Origin of the sequence: Mesoflavibacter sp. CH_XMU1404-2 (assembly GCF_037029465.1) — a bacterium.
Taxonomy (GTDB): Bacteria; Bacteroidota; Bacteroidia; order Flavobacteriales; family Flavobacteriaceae; genus Mesoflavibacter.
In genome coordinates this window covers 1-17,685 of record NZ_JAYMEM010000018.1, presented here as the reverse complement: position 1 = coordinate 17,685, position 17,685 = coordinate 1, and the positions used below count along the sequence as shown (strand labels likewise).

The window sequence follows — 17,685 nt, the reverse complement described above, 5'->3', positions numbered from 1 at the left end:
AATGAGAAAAGTAATTGCATTAGCCTTTTTGGTGTTATTAATGTTTAGTTGTAGTCAAGAAAATGAGTTTAACATAACTACGTTTCAAGCTCAAAGAGAAGGAGATGGTGTTTTGTTTAATGCAAATATATACTCGGCTCAAGTAGATGAAAATGGAGTAATCACAATAGAAGGTTCAACGTCTTTAGAAACAATTACTTTAGTAGCTTATCCAGAAGACGCTACAAATTGTACAGGAGCTATTAGTATAGGTCAAGGATCTTGTTATGATATGCAGTACAACGCATCTTTTGCAAATTTTGTAGACGAAAACAATGTATTATGGTCAACAAACAAGATACCTGATGAAAGTGTGCAATTATATCGTCCAGACGGAATGGTTAGTATTACAGCAGGTAGCTTAGAAGAAGGTACGTTGTCTGGAAGATTTTACTTTAACGCCTTTAATCCAACAGGATTTAACTCGGTTGGATTTACAGAAGGAGTTTTTAATAATATTCCATTTACTACAGGACCAACAACTAATTACTTCACTTGCGTAGATGCAGAAGAGCAAGTACAACAAGCAATGATGGCATATAATAATGCAGATTTAATGGAAACCGCTTTATATGAACAATTGTGTAATGCCTATGTCAATGCATTATATACGCAAATTGAATATTGTGGTGATGTGAACGGTACTATTCAAGAAACTATTGATCAAGTAATGGTTAATAATTGCCAAGTTACTTGTGAGCAGATTAGTGCAAATACAATGACTGCGCAATCAGATTACAATAATGCTACTTTAGGTAATACTATGGAGATGTGTACAAGATACATCCAGTATTTAAATGAAGAAATTGATACTTGTGGTGATCCAAACGGAGACTTACAAGCTATCATAGATAGTTTAGATTGTGGTGATGATGATGGAGATGGTGTGCCAAACTCTATTGAAGATTTAAATAATAATGGCGATTTAACAGACGATGATACTGATAGCGATTTAAATCCAAATTATTTAGATGATGACGATGATGATGATGGAATTTTAACAAGTGACGAGTTAAACCTTGATGCAGATGGTAATCCAGCAGATACAGATGCAGATGGTGTACCTGATTATTTAGATTTAGATGAAGACAATGATGGTGTTTTAACAGAGGACGAAGATATTGATGGTGATGGTAACCCATTAAATGATGATACAGATGGCGATGGTATCCCTAACTATCTTGATGAAGACGATGACGGTGATGGCATATTTACAATCTACGAAGGTGTGATTGATACAGATGGAGATGGAATACCTAATTATTTAGATGCTGATGATGATGGAGATAGTATTTTAACCATTTACGAGTTTGTAGATGATGACGGAGATGGTAACCCTATAGACTCTCAAGACTTTGATTCTGATGGAATTGATGATTACTTAGATAATGATGACGATAATGATGGTGTGTTAACAATAGACGAAAATCCAGATCCAAACGGAGACGGAAATCCTGATGATGCGCAAAACTCAGATGCAGATTCTGCGCCAGATTATTTAGATGCAAACTAATTTCATAAATAAACAATAAATAAAAAAGGAGCTTCAATTGAAGCTCCTTTTTTATTAGAAAAAATATTGTCAATCAATAATTTATCCTTTTGTTAATAAGTCTTAAGACAATCACAAACCTTGTTAAACGCTTGGGATCCTTCGTAATTCATATTACCTTTAAGTAAGCAGATGTGAAACAATACACATCTATAAAGAACTTATTGAAATTTAAAATGAAAAGATATTATGAGTTATAGTGAAGAAATTTCAAACAAATTAAACGAGTTATTAGTGAAAAATTATGATGCCGAAAAAGGGTATTTAAATGCAATGTCTAATGTAGACGACAAAAATTTAAAAATCTTTTTCAAAAGAAGAGCATCAGAGCGCAGTCAATTTGCTAAAGAGTTGAGAACAGAAATTTTAAGATATGGTGAAACTCCAGAAGATTCTGGCACTTTTAAAGGAACAGTTCATAGAAACTGGATGAGTCTAAAATCTGCATTATCTTCTAATAACGAAGAAAAAATTATTGAAGAAGCAATTAGAGGAGAAGAAAAAAGCTTGAAAGAATATGATCAAATGATGAAAGAAAATAACTTACCGCCAACAATAGACGAGTTAATTTTTAGACATCGTAATGCTATTCAAGCAGCAATTAACACAGAAAAAGTACATGAAGAATTAGTGTCATAATTCTAAATTACTAAATATATAATTAAAAAATCCAGTAAAACTTTACTGGATTTTTTTGTGTATAACTGTTTATAACTTCGCTTTAAAAAAGAGAAATTTCTACGTACATTTATAAGCTCTAATTTTTTCTAGAAAACATCTAAAAATACCTTAATGTACTTAATTTTTGATACAGAAACTACCGGATTACCAAAACGTTGGGATGCACCAATTACGGATGTAGATAATTGGCCTAGATGTATCCAAATAGCATGGCAATTACATGACGAGATGGGTGACTGTATTGATCATCAAGATTATTTAGTAAAACCAGAAGGTTTTGATATTCCTTATGATGCAGAGCGTATCCATGGTATTTCAACAGAATTGGCTCAACAGCAGGGAATTCCTTTGGCTGAAGTTTTAGAAAAATTCAACGAAGCTTTAAGTAAAACAAAGTTTGTTGTCGGTCAAAATGTAGGTTTTGATTTAAATATTATGGGTGCAGAGTTTGTTCGCCAAAGTGTAGAAAACCCTTTGCAAGAATTACCAGTTTTAGATACTTGTACAGAGCATACTGCAGAACTTTGTAAAATACCAGGTGGACGTGGCGGTAAGTTTAAATTACCAACTTTAACCGAGTTACACCAATTTTTATTTAATCAACCTTTTGCCGAAGCGCATAATGCAACAGCAGACGTTGAGGCAACAACACGTTGTTTTTTAGAACTTGTTAGACGTAAAGAATATACCAAAGAACAATTAGATGTTCAACCAGATTATTTTGAGCGTTTTAATAAAGAAAATCCGCAACCAATTCGGCTTATTGGATTAAAGCACTTAAATCTAAAAAGAGAAAGTGATAAAATCCGAGAGCAATTAAAAAAGCAGGAATCTGGCGGAATTTCTTCAGCAGAAATAAAAGAAAATATAGAAGACCTTAAATCTGTAGATTTTGCGCATTTGCACAATCACTCGCAGTTTTCGGTACTTCAATCTACTATAAGTATTTCAGATTTGGTTAACCTTGCAGCAGAGCATAATATGCCAGCAGTAGCGCTAACCGATCATGCAAATATGATGGGCGCATTTCATTTTGTTAGAGCAATAAATGGGCATAACAAATCGGTAAAAGCCAAAAATGAAGCTGCTGCAGAACAAGGTAATCCACCAGTTGCAAACGAAATTAAAGCAATTGTAGGTTGCGAGTTTTTTGTTTGCGAAGACCATACAGACAAAACCAGAAAAGATAATGGTTACCAAATAGTGTTGCTTGCTAAAAGCAAAAAAGGGTATCATAATCTTGCAAAATTATCATCTCACGCGTTCGTAGATGGCTTTTATTATGTGCCGCGTATTGATAAAAAACTAATAGAACAATATAAAGAAGACGTTATTTGTTTGACAGGAAACCTTTACGGTGAAGTGCCTAGTAAAGTTTTAAATGTAGGTGAATCGCAAGCTGAAGAAGCTTTGTTTTGGTGGAAAGAAACTTTTCAAGACGACTTGTATATCGAGTTAATGCGACATGGTCAAGAAGACGAAAATCGTGTAAATCAAACATTGGTTGAGTTTTCAAAAAAGCATAATATAAAATTACTAGCGACCAACAATACCTACTACGGTAAAAAAGACGATGCCAATGCGCATGATATTTTATTGTGTGTAAAAGATGGCGAAAAGCAATCAACGCCAATAGGTCGTGGTCGTGGTTACCGTTACGGGTTGCCAAATCAAGAATATTACTTTAAGTCTTCTGAAGAAATGAAGGAGTTATTTAAAGATATTCCTGAAGCGATTAGCAATATTCAAGAAGTTGTAGATAAAATCGAACCTTTTGATTTAGCAAGAGATGTCTTGTTACCAGCATTTAATATTCCAGAAGAATTTAAGCATCCAGAAGATGAGGTTGATGGTGGAAAAAGAGGAGAAAATGCCTATCTAAAACACTTAACCTACGAAGGAGCAAAAAAGCGTTATGGCGAAATTACAGACGATATAAAAGAACGTTTAGATTTTGAGCTTGAAGTTATAGAAAACACAGGTTATCCAGGATATTTCCTAATTGTAGAAGATTTTATTCGCGAAGCAAGAAACATGGATGTATCCGTTGGTCCTGGTCGTGGTAGTGCAGCAGGATCTGTTGTAGCTTACTGTTTGTGGATTACCAATATAGACCCAATACAGTACAATCTGCTTTTTGAGCGTTTTCTTAATCCAGATCGTATCAGTATGCCAGATATTGATATCGATTTTGATGACGAAGGTCGTAGCCGAGTAATGGATTATGTCATCGAAAAATATGGTGCTAACCAAGTGGCGCAAATCATTACTTACGGTACTATGGCGGCAAAAAGTAGTATTCGTGATACTGCTCGTGTATTAGATTTGCCACTTTTTGATGCAGACAGAATTGCAAAGTTAATCCCGAATATGTCTAAGCTAAATAAGATTTTTGGTTTAGATGAAAAAGAGCTTGGTCAAAAATTCAGGTCTGAAGATTTAGAAAAGATTACAGAGCTTTTAAGTATTTCTGATGGAGTAGGTCTTGAAGCCGAAACGGTAAATACAGCAAGAGCGTTAGAAGGTTCTGTAAGAAACACAGGTATTCACGCATGTGGTGTGATTATTACACCAGACGATATTACTAAGTTTGTGCCGGTTTCTACCGCAAAAGATTCAGATTTATACGTCACTCAATTTGATAACTCGGTTGTTGAAAGTGCAGGACTTCTAAAAATGGATTTTTTAGGGTTAAAAACCTTAACCTTAATTAAGGATACTGTAAAAATTGTAAAGGCAAAACACGATATTCAGTTAGATCCAGAAAGTTTTCCTTTAGATGATGAAAAAACCTTTGCTTTATTCCAAAGAGGAGAAACAGTTGGAGTATTTCAATATGAATCTCCTGGAATGCAAAAACACTTAAAAGATCTTAAACCAACAGTTTTTGACGATTTAATTGCGATGAATGCATTATATCGTCCAGGACCAATGGAATATATTCCAAGTTTCGTAAGAAGAAAACACGGTGACGAAGATATCGAGTATGACTTACCAGCAATGGAAGAATACTTAAAAGAAACTTACGGAATTACAGTTTATCAAGAGCAAGTAATGTTATTATCACAAAAGCTAGCCGATTTCACAAAAGGTGAAGCCGATGTATTGCGTAAGGCAATGGGTAAAAAGCAAATTGCGGTACTTGATAAGATGAAACCTAAATTTATCGAGCAAGCAAGTGCTAACGGTCACGATGCTAAAAAACTTGAAAAAATCTGGAAAGACTGGGAAGCATTTGCTAGTTATGCCTTCAATAAATCTCACTCTACATGTTATGCTTGGATTGCTTATCAAACGGCTTATTTAAAAGCGCATTATCCAGCAGAATACATGGCGGCGGTACTGTCTAATAATATGAGCGATATCAAGCAAGTCACTTTCTTTATGGAAGAATGTAAACGAATGAAATTGCAAGTTTTAGGACCAGATGTAAACGAATCGTTTTATAAATTCTCGGTAAACAAAGATAATGCGGTACGCTTTGGTATGGGAGCAATTAAAGGTGTTGGTCACGGAGCAGTAAAAACGATTGTAGAAAACAGAAAGGAAAACGGACCATATACTTCAATATTTGACTTAGCAAAACGTATAGATTTGCGTGCTGCTAATAAAAAAGCATTTGAAAACTTAGCGTTAGCTGGTGGTTTTGATGAGTTAGGAGATACGCACAGAGCTCAATATTTTTATAAAGATGGCGGTGATTTGACCTTTTTAGAAAAAGCTATTAAATACGGAGCAAGACATCAAGAAAACGAAAATTCTGCGCAAGTAAGTCTTTTTGGTGGTGAAAGTGAAGTTCAAATTGAAGAACCTGCAATACCAGAATGTGAAACTTGGGGAACCATGGAAAAGCTAGCAAAAGAACGTGAAGTTGTAGGTGTATATATTTCTGGGCATCCGTTAGATGATTTCAAAATAGAATTGAAAACCTTCTGCAATGCTAATTTATCGGTATTTAACGATCTTGAAAAATATGTCAATAGAGAAATGACTTTTGGCGGAGTTGTTACAGATGTGCAACACCGTGTAAGTAAACAAGGTAAAGGTTGGGCATTATTTACTGTAGAGGATTATACAGATACTTATGAGTTTAGAATCTTTGGCGAAGAATATTTAAAGTTCAGACATTTTTTACTGCAAAATAATTTTGTTTACGTTAAGGTCTTTGTACGAGAAGGTTGGGTAAATAGAGATACAGGTAAGAAAAGTGACCCAAGACTTCAATTTAATAACTTTCAACTTTTACAAGATGTTTTAGAAAGCTACGCTAAAAAGCTTTCAATTCAATTAAATATTAAAGATTTAGATGTAGAAAAAATTCAACGTTTAAAGGATTTGGTGAATCTTCATCCAGGTAATCAAGCGTTAAATTTTGTAGTTTATGATAATAGAGATCAGGTTAAATTAACTATGCCTAGTCGTAAACAAAAAGTAAAGGTAAGTCAAGAGCTTTTGGACGAGTTAGAAAACGAGCAGGTTTATTTTAAGTTGAATTAAATCAATAACATAACCCAAACCAATACAGCAATAATTAAAACAAATTGATAGGTTGTAAGTTTTGGTAAAATTTTTGACTAATATTGCATATTAACACGAATTAAGAACACAATTAAATTATATTATTATGGCATTAGAAATTACAGATGCAACTTTTGAAGAGCAAGTATTAAACAGTGATAAGCCTGTAATGGTAGACTTTTGGGCTGCTTGGTGTGGACCATGTCGTATGGTAGGACCAATTATTGATGAGTTAAGCACAGAGTACGAAGGTAAAGCTGTGATTGGTAAAGTAGATGTAGATGCAAATCAAGAGTTTGCTGCTAAATATGGTGTGCGTAATATCCCAACAGTATTAGTATTTCAAAACGGAGAAGTAGTAGGTCGCCAAGTTGGTGTAGCGCCTAAAAATGCTTACGCAGAAGCATTAGATTCTTTATTATAATCCATTAGAAAAAAATAAATATAAACTAAAAGGTTTGCTGTAATGGTAAACCTTTTTTTATTTTAGATGAAATTTAAAATTCATGAATTTACAAAACGAACTAAATAAAGCAGGCGGATTTAAAAACCTAGAGCACTTAGCAAAACAAGTCGTAGAAGGTTTTATCTCAGGAATGCATAAAAGTCCGTTTCATGGGTTTTCAGCAGAATTTGCAGAACACAAAATTTATAATCAAGGAGAAAGTACGCGTCATATAGATTGGAAGTTATTTGCAAAAACAGATAAGCTATATACCAAACGATATGATGACGAAACCAATCTTAGATGCCATATCATATTGGATAATAGCAGTTCTATGCATTATCCAAAAGTTTCTAATTTTTCTATTGATAATTTAAATAAAATTGCTTTTTCTGCTTTAGCTAGTGCATCCTTAATGCATATATTAAAAAAGCAAAGAGATGCGGTCGGGTTAAGTATTTATAGTGATAATTATGATTTTTATGCGCCAGAAAAAGGAAGTGATAGGCATCACCAGATGTTAATTCATCAACTTGAAAATACTCTACATACTAAAGAAGAAAGTAAACAAACCGAAACTTATACTTATTTACATCAAATAGCAGAAAAAATTCATCGTAGATCTTTGATATTTCTTTTTACGGATATGTTTCAAACTGAAACTAATGAAGATAAATTATTTGAAGCATTAAGACATTTAAAGCATAATAAACATGAAGTAGTTCTTTTTCATGTATATGATAAAGAAAAAGAATTAACTTTTGATTTTGAGAACAAGCCAAAACGATTTATTGACGTAGAAACAGGAGAGCATGTCAACTTATACGCACAAAGTGTAAAGGAAAATTATAGTTATGCAGTGGAAGTATACTTTAAAAATCTAAAATTAAAATGTTTGCAGTATCAAATAAAATATGTGCAATCCGATATAAATCAAGGTTTTAATAAAATTTTGACAACGTATATGATAGAGCGACAAAAATTTATTTAAAAAAAACACTAAAAATATTTGAGAAATTAAATTTGCAGTGTATATTTGCCCTCGCAATAAAGCAACGGTCTGGTAGTTCAGCTGGTTAGAATATCTGCCTGTCACGCAGGGGGTCGCGGGTTCGAATCCCGTCCAGACCGCAAAATCGCTTAGTAATCGTAAGATTCTAAGCGATTTTTTTATTTTGATCTTTTTTATAAAACGTATGTTTCAGTTTCAGTAATTCAGGTAATATTTTCAGTAATGAAGATAGTTGGATTTTCTTAGGTCTCTTTAACTTTGCATTTCTAATAAATTAACCCAAACGATATGAAACGCTTTTTAAAAATCTTATTGGGTATTGTATTACTTATATCTTTAATAACTGTTATGATACTCAATCAGTCAAAATTTGGACAACATCCTAAAGGCGAACGTTTAGAACGTATTAAAAAATCCCCAAATTATAAAGACGGATCATTTAAAAATTTAAGTGAGACTGCTGTTATGACTTCAGATAAAAGCACAATAGGCGCTATGTGGGATTTCATATTTGCTAAAAAGTACAAAGTAAAACCAGAAGATAGTTTACCATCTGTTTCAACAGATATTAAAGTTTTAGATGAGAAAGAAGATGTGTTAATATGGTTTGGACATTCATCTTATTTTATGAGATTAGATGGAAAAACGTTTTTAGTAGATCCTGTGTTTTGTGGTTATGCAGCACCATTTTCTTTTATGACTAATGCATTTAAAGGAACTAATAATTATGTTGTAGAAGATTTACCTGATATTGATTATTTAATTATTTCTCACGATCATTGGGATCATTTGGATTATGAAACAATTTTAAAGTTAAAGTCTAAAGTTGATAAAGTAGTTTGTGGATTAGGTGTAGGTCAGCATTTTGAATATTGGGGTTATGAAGCATCTAAAATTAACGAGCTAGATTGGTACGAAGCTATTGAATTTGAAGGCGTAAAATTGACAGCAACACCAGCACGTCATTTTTCAGGAAGAGGTATCAAAAGAAATAAAAGTTTATGGGCGTCTTATGTGCTAAATACAAAAAGTAATAATATCTACATTGGTGGTGATAGCGGTTACGATACATTCTACAAAGATATTGCGGCTAAATATGGTCCTTTTGATTTGTCAATTATTGAGCAAGGTCAGTATAGTGAGAACTGGAATCAGATACACTTATTACCTAAACAATTATATCAAGTTGCAGAAGAGTTGAATACACAAAAACTGTTTCCAGTTCATAACTCAAAGTTTACGCTTTCAGATCATCCTTGGTATGAGCCATTAGATGAAGCGCTAGCTAATAAAACGGAAAACGTTTCTTTAGTAACGCCAAAAATTGGTGAAGTAGTAAAATTAAAAGATAGCACGCAAGTTTTTGAAGCTTGGTGGAAAGATTTAAAATAAGTTTACAGCCTAGTATTGTTAAAAGACCGTTAAAGGAATGCTGAATTTTAGGTTTGAATTTCTTAATTTTGCTTTATGGAAGCAAAAACAGAACGTTCGGTATCGTCTTTTAATAGTGAGTTAAAGTTAAAAGGCTTTAATGTCTTTAGAATTGAAGAAGATAGTAGTGCAACTAAAATTTACAGTCGTAAAGATTTTTATAAAATTTGTCTGACTACTGGTAAGAGTATAATCCATTATGCAGACAGAAGTTACGAGCAAGAAGGAACTATTCTCTTTTTTGGAAATCTGCATGTCCCATATTCTTGGGAAACACTTTCTACAACTTATGTAGGTTATACGTGTCTGTTTTCTGAAGAATTTTTACAATTGTCTGAACGTACTGATAGTTTGTTGCAATCACCTTTGTTTAAATTAGGCGGTACACCTGTTTTAAAAATAACTGAAGAGCAGCGTTTGTTTCTGAATGGTATCTTCGAGAAAATGATGCAAGAACAACAGACAGATTATTCCTTTAAAGACGATTTAATCAGAAATTATATTCAGTTAATTCTACATGAAGCCATGAAAATGCAGCCTTCAGAACAAGCTGAAAAACATGCTAATGCTGCGTCGCGTTTAACATCAGTATTTTTAGAGCTTTTAGAACGTCAGTTTCCTATTGAAACTTCAGATTCACCATTAAAACTTACAACAGCGCAACATTATGCTGATCAATTATCGGTTCATGTTAACTATTTAAATCGTGCTGTAAAATCAGTTACAGGTAAATCAACATCTACGCATATTACAGAACGAATAGTTAACGAAGCTAAAGCGTTGTTGCAACACACTAATTGGAATGTTAGTGAGGTTGGTTATGCTTTAGGGTTTGAATATCCTACGTACTTCAATAACTTCTTTAAAAAACAAACAGGCTTAACACCAAAAACGGTTAGAGTTTAATTTGGTTTGAATTTTATAATTTTTGATTTGATTTTCGTTATCCTGTAATAGGTTAGCGAAAGTATCTTTGTACCATAGATTTGAAGTTGAAGATATGAGTACAAAAAACAACAATAACATTTTTGAAAGAATACTATCTGGTGAAGTCGTGCCTTTTGGTGATCCAGAATATTATAAGTTACCAGAACAATCAGAGCGTGCTATAGCAATTTTAGCAGATTTAAATGCATCTAAAACAATTGTTGAAATTAGACAGCATTTAGGTAAACTTATCCAAAATGAAGTTGACTCTAGTACAACTATTTATACGCCTTTTAGTATCAACTATGGTAAAAATCTAAAACTCGGAAAAAACATATTTATAAACCAAAACTGTCAAATCTTAGATTTAGGTGGCGTTACCATTGATGATGATGTAATGGTAGGTCCACGTGTTAATCTTTTATCCGAAACACATCCTGTAGAACTAGAATCTAGAAAAGCTTTGATAGGAAAACCAATTCATATCAAAACAGGAGCTTGGATTGGCGCAGGATCAACAATTTTGCCAGGTGTAACTGTTGGTGAGCATGCTATTGTAGCAGCAGGTGCTGTAGTATCTAAAGATGTTCCGGATAGAACCGTAGTTGCTGGTGTTCCTGCAAAAATTATTAAATCGATTTAAAAATTAAAAATTATGAAAAACACTACACTTGTATTAATTGCTTCAGTATTTTTTTGCTTTCAAAGTTGTAAAAAAGTAGAAAGCAATTCTAATACAGAAGAAACCAAAGAAGTAACCACAGCAAAAACTGAAAACGAAAATTCTTCAGAAGATTTAGACTTCATTTTCCCAAAAGGTCAAAAAGGACCAGATAAGAACTTTACAGGCAATGCGTATAATTACGGAATTGTTATGGATTCAACATTAACCACCATTGTTGGGAATGTGTATTTTGAACCTGGGGCAAGAAGTAATTGGCATACACATCCAGCTGGTCAAATTTTAGTAATTACTGACGGAGTTGGGTATCATCAAATCGAAGGAGAACCAATTCAAGTCATTAAAAAAGGAGATGCTGTTACTTGTCCACCAAATACAAGACATTGGCATGGAGCAAGTAAGGATAAAGCTCTTCAGCAAATGTACATTGTGCCAAATATTGAGAAAGGTATAGTCAATTGGATGGAACCAGTAACAGATGAGCAATACAATAACCTATAAACGTTTAGATATGAAAACTCAAGACAACCAAGAAAACAAAGGGCAATCTAGAAGAAATTTTATAAAACAATCAGGTACTGTTGGCGCAGGAATGATGTTAATGGGATCAGTTCCACTATTTGCAAATTCAAAAAATTCAGAAGAAAAAGAAATTATAGACATGAGTAAAAATATAAAAACAAAAGGCTACGCAGCTAAAGACGAATCAGGTAAATTAAGTCCTTGGGAATTTGAAAGAAGACCAGTTGGAGATGATGATATTTTAATTGATATCAAATTTGCAAGTATTTGTCATTCTGATATTCACCAAGAAAAAGGACACTGGGGAAAACAACAATATCCGCAAGTTCCAGGACACGAAATTGTTGGTGTAGTTGCTGCAGTAGGAAAGAACGTTACAAAATTTAAAGTAGGAGATAGAGCAGGTGTTGGCTGTATGGTTGACAGCTGTATGGAGTGTGATAGCTGTACACACGGTGAAGAACATTTTTGTGAAAGAGGTCAGACATTATTCACCTACGGAAATAAAACTGAGGCAGAACCGACAGGAATTTCGCAAGGTGGCTATTCAGACAAAATAGTGGTAAGAGATCATTTTGCAGTTCATATTCCAGAGCATATTAGTTTTCAAGAAGCTGCACCACTTTTATGTGCTGGTATTACAACATATTCCCCATTAATGGATGCGCAATTAAAAGTTGGTGAAAAAGTTGGGGTTGCTGGTATTGGAGGTTTAGGACATATGGCTGTGAAATTAGCAGTGTCTAAAGGTGCAGAAGTTTATGCATTTACAACAACGGCAGATAAAGTAGAAGATATTAAATCTTGGGGCGTAAAAGAAGTTATTGTGGTTGATGAGCAATTTAAAAACATGCAGGCTTATGCTAAAACTCTAGATTATATGATTTGTACCATTCCATATCAATTTAATGTAACGCCTTATATCATGTGTTTAAAACCTGGCGGAACGTTCACTTTTGTTGGTATGCCAGAAGGATCAGAAATTACGATTAACAACTTAATGTTAGCGTTTGCACGAGTTAATTTCAATGCATCATTAATTGGTGGTATTCCAGAAACTCAGGAAGTCGTTCACTATTGTGCCGATAATGGTATCAAGCCAAGTATCGAAATTATTGATGCCAACCAGATTAACAATGCTTGGGATAAAGTGGTTAACAAAGAAGCAAGATACAGATACGTTATTGACGCTTCAACATTTTAAAAAAGAATTAAAATAATTTAAAAAAAGAAAAAGAAATGATTACGAAAGAAACATATAAATTAAATAACGGAGTAGAAATTCCTAAAATAGGTTACGGAACTTGGATGATTGACAATGATGCTGTAGTTGATGCTGTAAAAACTGCAATTAACGTTGGTTACACGCATATCGATACAGCACAAGCTTATCAAAACGAAGAAGGTGTTGGTAAAGCTATTAAAGAAAGTGATGTAGCAAGAGAAGATTTGTTTGTAACAACAAAATTAGCGGCAGAAGTAAAATCTTATGACGAAGCTGTAAAATCAATAGACGAATCCTTAAAAACCATGGGCTTAGACTATATAGATATGATGATTATTCATAGTCCAAAACCTTGGCAAGAATTTCAAAACGAAGACAGATATTTTGAAGGAAACTTAGAAGCATGGAAAGCTTTAGAAGAAGCTTACGAAGCAGGAAAACTAAAAGCTATTGGAGTTTCAAACTTCAAAAAAGAAGATTTAGATAACATTTTAGAAAATGCAAAAGTAAAGCCCCAAGTCAATCAAATTTTGGCTCACATCACAAACGTGCCAACAGATATGATTGAGTATGCTAAATCTAAAGACATTTTAATTGAGGCATTTTCACCATTAGGACATGGCGAATTATTCAAAAATGAAGAAGTTAAAGTAGTAGCAGAAAAATACGGAGTTTCTGTGCCGCAATTAGCAATTCGATACGATTTACAATTAGGCTTACTACCATTACCTAAAACACAAACGCCAGACCATATGAAATCTAATACAGAAGTAGATTTTGAAATTTCTGCAGAAGACATGGAAAAACTAAATAATCTAGAAGAAATCAAAGATTACGGAGAAGCAAGTAACTTCCCAGTATTCGCAAAATAAATTGAAATGCATCTTTTAAAGATGCATTTTTTAGTATTAAAAAAGTTAAAAAGAAAACATTATGAAAATTACAAGAAACGGCGAATTGCCATCAATGAAAGGACCAGAAGATTGGTTTACAGGAGATGTAATCGTAGATCCATTATATCAAAACGTAGAAAACGTAACAAAAGGCGCAGCATCTTTGGTAACGTTTTCACCAGGAGCAAGAACCGCATGGCATACACATCTAGCAGGACAAACTTTAATCGTACAATCAGGTTTAGGATGGGTGCAAAAAGATGGCGGACCAATTGAAGAAATCAAACCAGGAGATATCATTTATTTTGAACCTAATGAGAAACACTGGCACGGTGCATCAGCAGAAAAAGCAATGAGTCATATTGCTGTTCAAGAAGAAGTAAATGGCGAAGTAGTAACCTGGTTAGAGCATGTTACAGATGATCAATATAAAAAATAAACCATGCCACATATAAAAATTAATTTGTTAGAAGGAAAAACAGAAGCTCAAAAACAAGAACTAACAGATGAAATTATCAAAGTAGCAAAAAAGGTATTGGATTATGGTGACGATGCTTTTTCGGTAGCCATACAAGACTATACCAAAGAAGAATGGAAAGATGATGTGTATCCAAACCAAATTTTAGCCGAAGAAAAAAAGTTGTATAAAAAACCTGGATATAAATATTAATTATATAAATGATGAAAGAATTAGATAGTCAAGCAATAGAAATGATTTCCGAAAGGAATGATTTTCATATTGCGCCTTATAGAGAAGATGGCGAAACTTTTGGAACGCTAACTTGGATTTGGGTTGTTGAGGTAGAAAGTAGTCTTTACGTTAGGGCTTACAATGGAGTAAATTCAAGATGGTACAAGTCGGCTTTATCTCAAAAATCAGGTAAGATTAAATCTAATGGTATTGAGTTTAAGGTTCAGTTTCAACCTATTTCAGGTGAAATAAATGATAGGATTGACGAAGCTTACAGAGAGAAATACAATAGTAGTCCGTATTTACAATCTATGATAAGCGATAGGGCAAAAGCAGCAACAGTGAAAGTTTTTTAGATGGAAGAAAGACGACAAGGTCTATTAGCAATTTTAGGTGCTAATACAATTTTTGGTTTAAATATTCCGGTAACAAAAGCGCTTATGGAACAGTGGATGACGCCAATGGGTTACACTGTTACAAGAATGTTTTTTGGAGCAGCAATATTTTGGCTTATAGGTAATTTTGTTAAAGATATTAAGGTAGCTAAAAAGGATTTTGTCATTATAATTTTAGGAGGTTTAATGGGTTTTATAGGAACTCAATTTTTATTCTCTCAAGCCTTACAGTATACTACACCAGTAATATTTTCGCTTATAATGGCGCTTACACCAGTTTTGGTATTGTTGCTTTCAGCTTTTTTTCTAAAAGAGGCATTAACCACAACAAAAATCTTTGGTATTGTAATTAGTGTTTTAGGAGCTTCATTAATTATTTTGTTAAGTGGTTTTAACGGAGAACAAGCAAGCAACAATACTCTTGGTGTTTTATTTGCTGTATTATGTGCTGTAAGTTATGCTGGTTATTTAGTGTTAACAAGAAAATTTCGATTAAATACAAACCAGTTACAATTGCTAAATGGATGTTTTTGGTGTCGGCTTTGGTAGCAGTTCCTTTTAGTTTTTCAGCGTTGCAGAATCAAAAAATTTATTCAGATAGTGCAAATATATCTGCATATTCTTTTTTAATTTTTGCATTAATATTTTCAACGACAATAGCATTTTTTTTAATGCCTTATGCACTTAAAAGGCTAGAAGCTAGTGCTGTTAGTGTTTTTATGAATTTACAACCTGTAGTAGCTTCTATAGTTGCTTTAATTGTTGGACAAGACATCTTAACATGGGATAAACCATTAGCAATAATTTTTGTAATTTTAGGAGTATATATTGTTAGCTCAAACCGAATTCCTTTTTTGAGCAAAAAAATAAAATTCAATAAAAATAAAATTTAAATCATGGAAACAACAATTACAAAAGCTTACGGAACCGAATCTGCAGATGCACCAATTAAAAACATGGATATAAAACGTCGTGTTTTGTTAGATAATGATGTTGAAATAGATATTTTGTATTGCGGAATTTGTCATTCAGATTTACATGCTGTACATAACGATTGGGGCGCAACAACGTTTCCCATTGTTCCAGGTCATGAAATTGTAGGTAAGGTTACTAAAGTTGGCGATAAAGTTTCAAAATTTAAAGTTGGAGATTTAGCAGCTATTGGCTGTATTGTTGATAGTTGTGGTCATTGTAGTCAATGCAATCATGGCGAAGAGCAGTTTTGTGAAGAAGGATGGACTTTGGTTTTTAATGCGCCAGATAAACATATTGGCGGAGTAACCTACGGAGGATTTTCTCAGCAAATTGTTTGTGATGCAGATTATGTATTGAAAATGCCAGAGTTTGACGATTTGGCTGCAGCAGCACCATTATTATGTGCAGGAATAACAACTTATTCTCCTTTAAAGCATTGGAAAGTTGGACCAGGTAAAAAAGTAGGAATTGTAGGAATTGGAGGTTTAGGTCACATGGCAATAAAAATTGCAAAAGCTATGGGAGCAGAAGTGACTGTTTTTACAACATCACCATCTAAAGTAGAAGATGCAAAACGATTAGGTGCTGATCATGCAGTATTATCTAAGGATGAAGAACAAATGAAATCGCAGTCAGGATTTCATATGGTTTTAGATACTGTTTCTGCAAAGCATGATGTTAATGCATATTTAAATGTTTTAGGTGTTGATGGTAGTTTAGTGTTAGTTGGTCTGCCAAATCAACCTTTAGAAGTTGGTGCTTTTAATGTGGTTAATGGTCGTAAAAGTTTTTCTGGATCAAATATTGGCGGAATTTCAGAAACACAAGAGATGTTAGAATTTTGTAAAGAACATAACATTACAGCAGATATAGAATTAATCAAAACAGATCAAATAAATACTGCTTTTAATAGGTTAGAAAAAGGTGATGTAAGATATCGTTTTGTGATAGATATAAAGTCTTAAAATTAGCTTTTATAATAAAACTTAGTCTAAGTTTGTTAAATTGTAAAAGTGTTTATACATTTGCAGGCGGTTTTAAAATTACATTACTCTTTTTTGAGTAAAAAAATATATACAAAGACGTAGGTCTTTGATAACTTAAATGTCAAAACTCCAACTAGTTTGGAGTTTTTTTGGCAATAAAATTTAGTTGTGTTGTTTGACAGATGTTAAAGTCTGTCAATGGTTTAAGTAGTTAAACCAATGGAAAGCTTTCCTTTTTTCTGTTTTGTTTCAGAAATTAGGGATGCTTTTTTATTTTGAGTCCTTTTGTCTTTGATTTTTAACACTTTATCGATTTATTTATTTAATTTAATGTTCTAACTTTACATTCGTATTTGCTTATAAGTGTCCCTAAATCAATATTCTACACTTAAAGTATTAATTATTCCATTTTAAAAAGTACACTTTCCCTCGTTGTACGTAATTTCTTAATACTTCAACTTAAAAAGTTGAATAGAACACTAATGTTTAATATTTAAGAATAATAACTTTAAAATAATAATTAATATGAAATCCCTAAAAATTACCTTCCTAGCTATTTTTTCAATCGTTTTACTAACTGGATTAATATCTACCGCTACTAAATCTTCAGAATCAGAATCAAACAAAGAAGTAAAGAAAGTACAAGTAGATTTAATCTCAATGACAGACAAAAAAGGAATGAGTGTACCAACACAAGGCTAATTAATAATT

General features: G+C 33.1%; 17 protein-coding genes, 1 tRNA gene and 1 pseudogene. All 19 read left to right on the top strand.

What is annotated here, in order from left to right:
* Position 1 precedes the first annotated feature (1 nt).
* The 19 genes and pseudogenes from WA327_RS07950 to WA327_RS07860 all read left to right on the top strand — a co-directional run bounded on the left by WA327_RS07950 (position 2) and on the right by WA327_RS07860 (position 17,676).
* Positions 2-1,552 (top strand): DUF6252 family protein, encoded by a 1,551-nt coding sequence (locus tag WA327_RS07950; protein WP_336068380.1) that lies wholly within the window; start codon positions 2-4, stop codon positions 1,550-1,552.
* Between the two features lie 228 nt (positions 1,553-1,780).
* Positions 1,781-2,230, top strand: coding sequence for a PA2169 family four-helix-bundle protein (locus WA327_RS07945; RefSeq protein WP_336068378.1), 450 nt, complete (start codon positions 1,781-1,783; stop codon positions 2,228-2,230).
* A 153-nt stretch (positions 2,231-2,383) separates the two neighbouring features.
* Positions 2,384-6,769 (top strand): DNA polymerase III subunit alpha, encoded by a 4,386-nt coding sequence (gene dnaE, locus WA327_RS07940; RefSeq protein WP_336068376.1) that lies wholly within the window; start codon positions 2,384-2,386, stop codon positions 6,767-6,769.
* Positions 6,770-6,887: 118 nt separating this feature from the next.
* Positions 6,888-7,214 (top strand): annotated as a pseudogene (gene trxA, locus WA327_RS07935) (thioredoxin); the annotation flags it as partial.
* A gap of 82 nt (positions 7,215-7,296) precedes the next feature.
* A complete protein-coding gene (locus WA327_RS07930; protein ID WP_336068372.1) occupies positions 7,297-8,226 on the top strand; it encodes a DUF58 domain-containing protein in 930 nt (309 codons plus the stop codon).
* A gap of 66 nt (positions 8,227-8,292) precedes the next feature.
* Positions 8,293-8,366 (top strand) — tRNA-Asp (locus WA327_RS07925).
* Between the two features lie 169 nt (positions 8,367-8,535).
* A complete protein-coding gene (locus tag WA327_RS07920; RefSeq protein ID WP_336068370.1) occupies positions 8,536-9,639 on the top strand; it encodes an MBL fold metallo-hydrolase in 1,104 nt (367 codons plus the stop codon).
* Positions 9,640-9,714: 75 nt separating this feature from the next.
* Positions 9,715-10,584: a helix-turn-helix domain-containing protein gene (locus WA327_RS07915; protein WP_336068367.1), complete on the top strand. Its 870-nt coding sequence runs from the start codon at positions 9,715-9,717 to the stop codon at positions 10,582-10,584.
* A 94-nt stretch (positions 10,585-10,678) separates the two neighbouring features.
* Positions 10,679-11,248 carry a sugar O-acetyltransferase gene (locus WA327_RS07910; protein ID WP_336068364.1) on the top strand — a complete coding sequence of 190 codons (570 nt, stop codon included), beginning with the start codon at positions 10,679-10,681 and terminating at the stop codon, positions 11,246-11,248.
* Positions 11,249-11,260: 12 nt separating this feature from the next.
* Positions 11,261-11,788 (top strand): cupin domain-containing protein, encoded by a 528-nt coding sequence (locus WA327_RS07905; RefSeq protein ID WP_331810183.1) that lies wholly within the window; start codon positions 11,261-11,263, stop codon positions 11,786-11,788.
* A complete protein-coding gene (locus WA327_RS07900; RefSeq protein WP_336068359.1) occupies positions 11,766-13,013 on the top strand; it encodes an NAD(P)-dependent alcohol dehydrogenase in 1,248 nt (415 codons plus the stop codon). The genes WA327_RS07905 and WA327_RS07900 overlap by 23 nt, the downstream gene beginning before the upstream one ends.
* A 35-nt stretch (positions 13,014-13,048) precedes the next feature.
* Positions 13,049-13,906, top strand: a complete 858-nt coding sequence (locus WA327_RS07895) for an aldo/keto reductase (RefSeq protein WP_336068357.1) — start codon at positions 13,049-13,051, stop codon at positions 13,904-13,906.
* Between the two features lie 61 nt (positions 13,907-13,967).
* On the top strand, positions 13,968-14,366 hold the full coding sequence (locus WA327_RS07890; RefSeq protein ID WP_336068355.1) for a cupin domain-containing protein: 399 nt from the start codon (positions 13,968-13,970) through the stop codon (positions 14,364-14,366).
* 3 nt (positions 14,367-14,369) lie between these two features.
* Entirely contained in the window at positions 14,370-14,597 is a 228-nt protein-coding gene (locus WA327_RS07885) for a tautomerase family protein (RefSeq protein ID WP_336068354.1), read from the top strand.
* 8 nt (positions 14,598-14,605) lie between these two features.
* Complete coding sequence (locus tag WA327_RS07880; protein WP_336068352.1) at positions 14,606-14,974, top strand: DUF2255 family protein; 369 nt, start codon at positions 14,606-14,608, stop codon at positions 14,972-14,974.
* On the top strand, positions 14,975-15,562 hold the full coding sequence (locus WA327_RS07875; protein ID WP_336068350.1) for a DMT family transporter: 588 nt from the start codon (positions 14,975-14,977) through the stop codon (positions 15,560-15,562).
* Positions 15,457-15,906 carry a DMT family transporter gene (locus tag WA327_RS07870; RefSeq protein WP_336068348.1) on the top strand — a complete coding sequence of 150 codons (450 nt, stop codon included), beginning with the start codon at positions 15,457-15,459 and terminating at the stop codon, positions 15,904-15,906. Before WA327_RS07875 ends, WA327_RS07870 begins: the two co-directional genes overlap by 106 nt.
* 3 nt (positions 15,907-15,909) lie before the next feature.
* Positions 15,910-16,953, top strand: a complete 1,044-nt coding sequence (locus WA327_RS07865; RefSeq protein WP_336068346.1) for an NAD(P)-dependent alcohol dehydrogenase — start codon at positions 15,910-15,912, stop codon at positions 16,951-16,953.
* Positions 16,954-17,499: 546 nt separating this feature from the next.
* Positions 17,500-17,676: a hypothetical protein gene (locus WA327_RS07860; RefSeq protein ID WP_336068343.1), complete on the top strand. Its 177-nt coding sequence runs from the start codon at positions 17,500-17,502 to the stop codon at positions 17,674-17,676.
* Positions 17,677-17,685: the final 9 nt, after the last annotated feature.

Excerpts from the sequence above, each read along its gene's own strand:
- WA327_RS07950 (WP_336068380.1), top strand. The coding sequence starts at position 2 with ATGAGAAAAGTAATTGCATTAGCCTTTTTGGTGTTATTAATGTTTAGT.
- WA327_RS07945 (WP_336068378.1), top strand. The coding sequence starts at position 1,781 with ATGAGTTATAGTGAAGAAATTTCAAACAAATTAAACGAGTTATTAGTG.
- dnaE (WP_336068376.1), top strand. The coding sequence starts at position 2,384 with ATGTACTTAATTTTTGATACAGAAACTACCGGATTACCAAAACGTTGG.
- WA327_RS07930 (WP_336068372.1), top strand. The coding sequence starts at position 7,297 with ATGAATTTACAAAACGAACTAAATAAAGCAGGCGGATTTAAAAACCTA.
- WA327_RS07920 (WP_336068370.1), top strand. The coding sequence starts at position 8,536 with ATGAAACGCTTTTTAAAAATCTTATTGGGTATTGTATTACTTATATCT.
- WA327_RS07915 (WP_336068367.1), top strand. The coding sequence starts at position 9,715 with ATGGAAGCAAAAACAGAACGTTCGGTATCGTCTTTTAATAGTGAGTTA.
- WA327_RS07910 (WP_336068364.1), top strand. The coding sequence starts at position 10,679 with ATGAGTACAAAAAACAACAATAACATTTTTGAAAGAATACTATCTGGT.
- WA327_RS07905 (WP_331810183.1), top strand. The coding sequence starts at position 11,261 with ATGAAAAACACTACACTTGTATTAATTGCTTCAGTATTTTTTTGCTTT.
- WA327_RS07900 (WP_336068359.1), top strand. The coding sequence starts at position 11,766 with ATGAGCAATACAATAACCTATAAACGTTTAGATATGAAAACTCAAGAC.
- WA327_RS07895 (WP_336068357.1), top strand. The coding sequence starts at position 13,049 with ATGATTACGAAAGAAACATATAAATTAAATAACGGAGTAGAAATTCCT.
- WA327_RS07890 (WP_336068355.1), top strand. The coding sequence starts at position 13,968 with ATGAAAATTACAAGAAACGGCGAATTGCCATCAATGAAAGGACCAGAA.
- WA327_RS07885 (WP_336068354.1), top strand. The coding sequence starts at position 14,370 with ATGCCACATATAAAAATTAATTTGTTAGAAGGAAAAACAGAAGCTCAA.
- WA327_RS07880 (WP_336068352.1), top strand. The coding sequence starts at position 14,606 with ATGATGAAAGAATTAGATAGTCAAGCAATAGAAATGATTTCCGAAAGG.
- WA327_RS07875 (WP_336068350.1), top strand. The coding sequence starts at position 14,975 with ATGGAAGAAAGACGACAAGGTCTATTAGCAATTTTAGGTGCTAATACA.
- WA327_RS07870 (WP_336068348.1), top strand. The coding sequence starts at position 15,457 with ATGTGCTGTAAGTTATGCTGGTTATTTAGTGTTAACAAGAAAATTTCG.
- WA327_RS07865 (WP_336068346.1), top strand. The coding sequence starts at position 15,910 with ATGGAAACAACAATTACAAAAGCTTACGGAACCGAATCTGCAGATGCA.
- WA327_RS07860 (WP_336068343.1), top strand. The coding sequence starts at position 17,500 with ATGAAATCCCTAAAAATTACCTTCCTAGCTATTTTTTCAATCGTTTTA.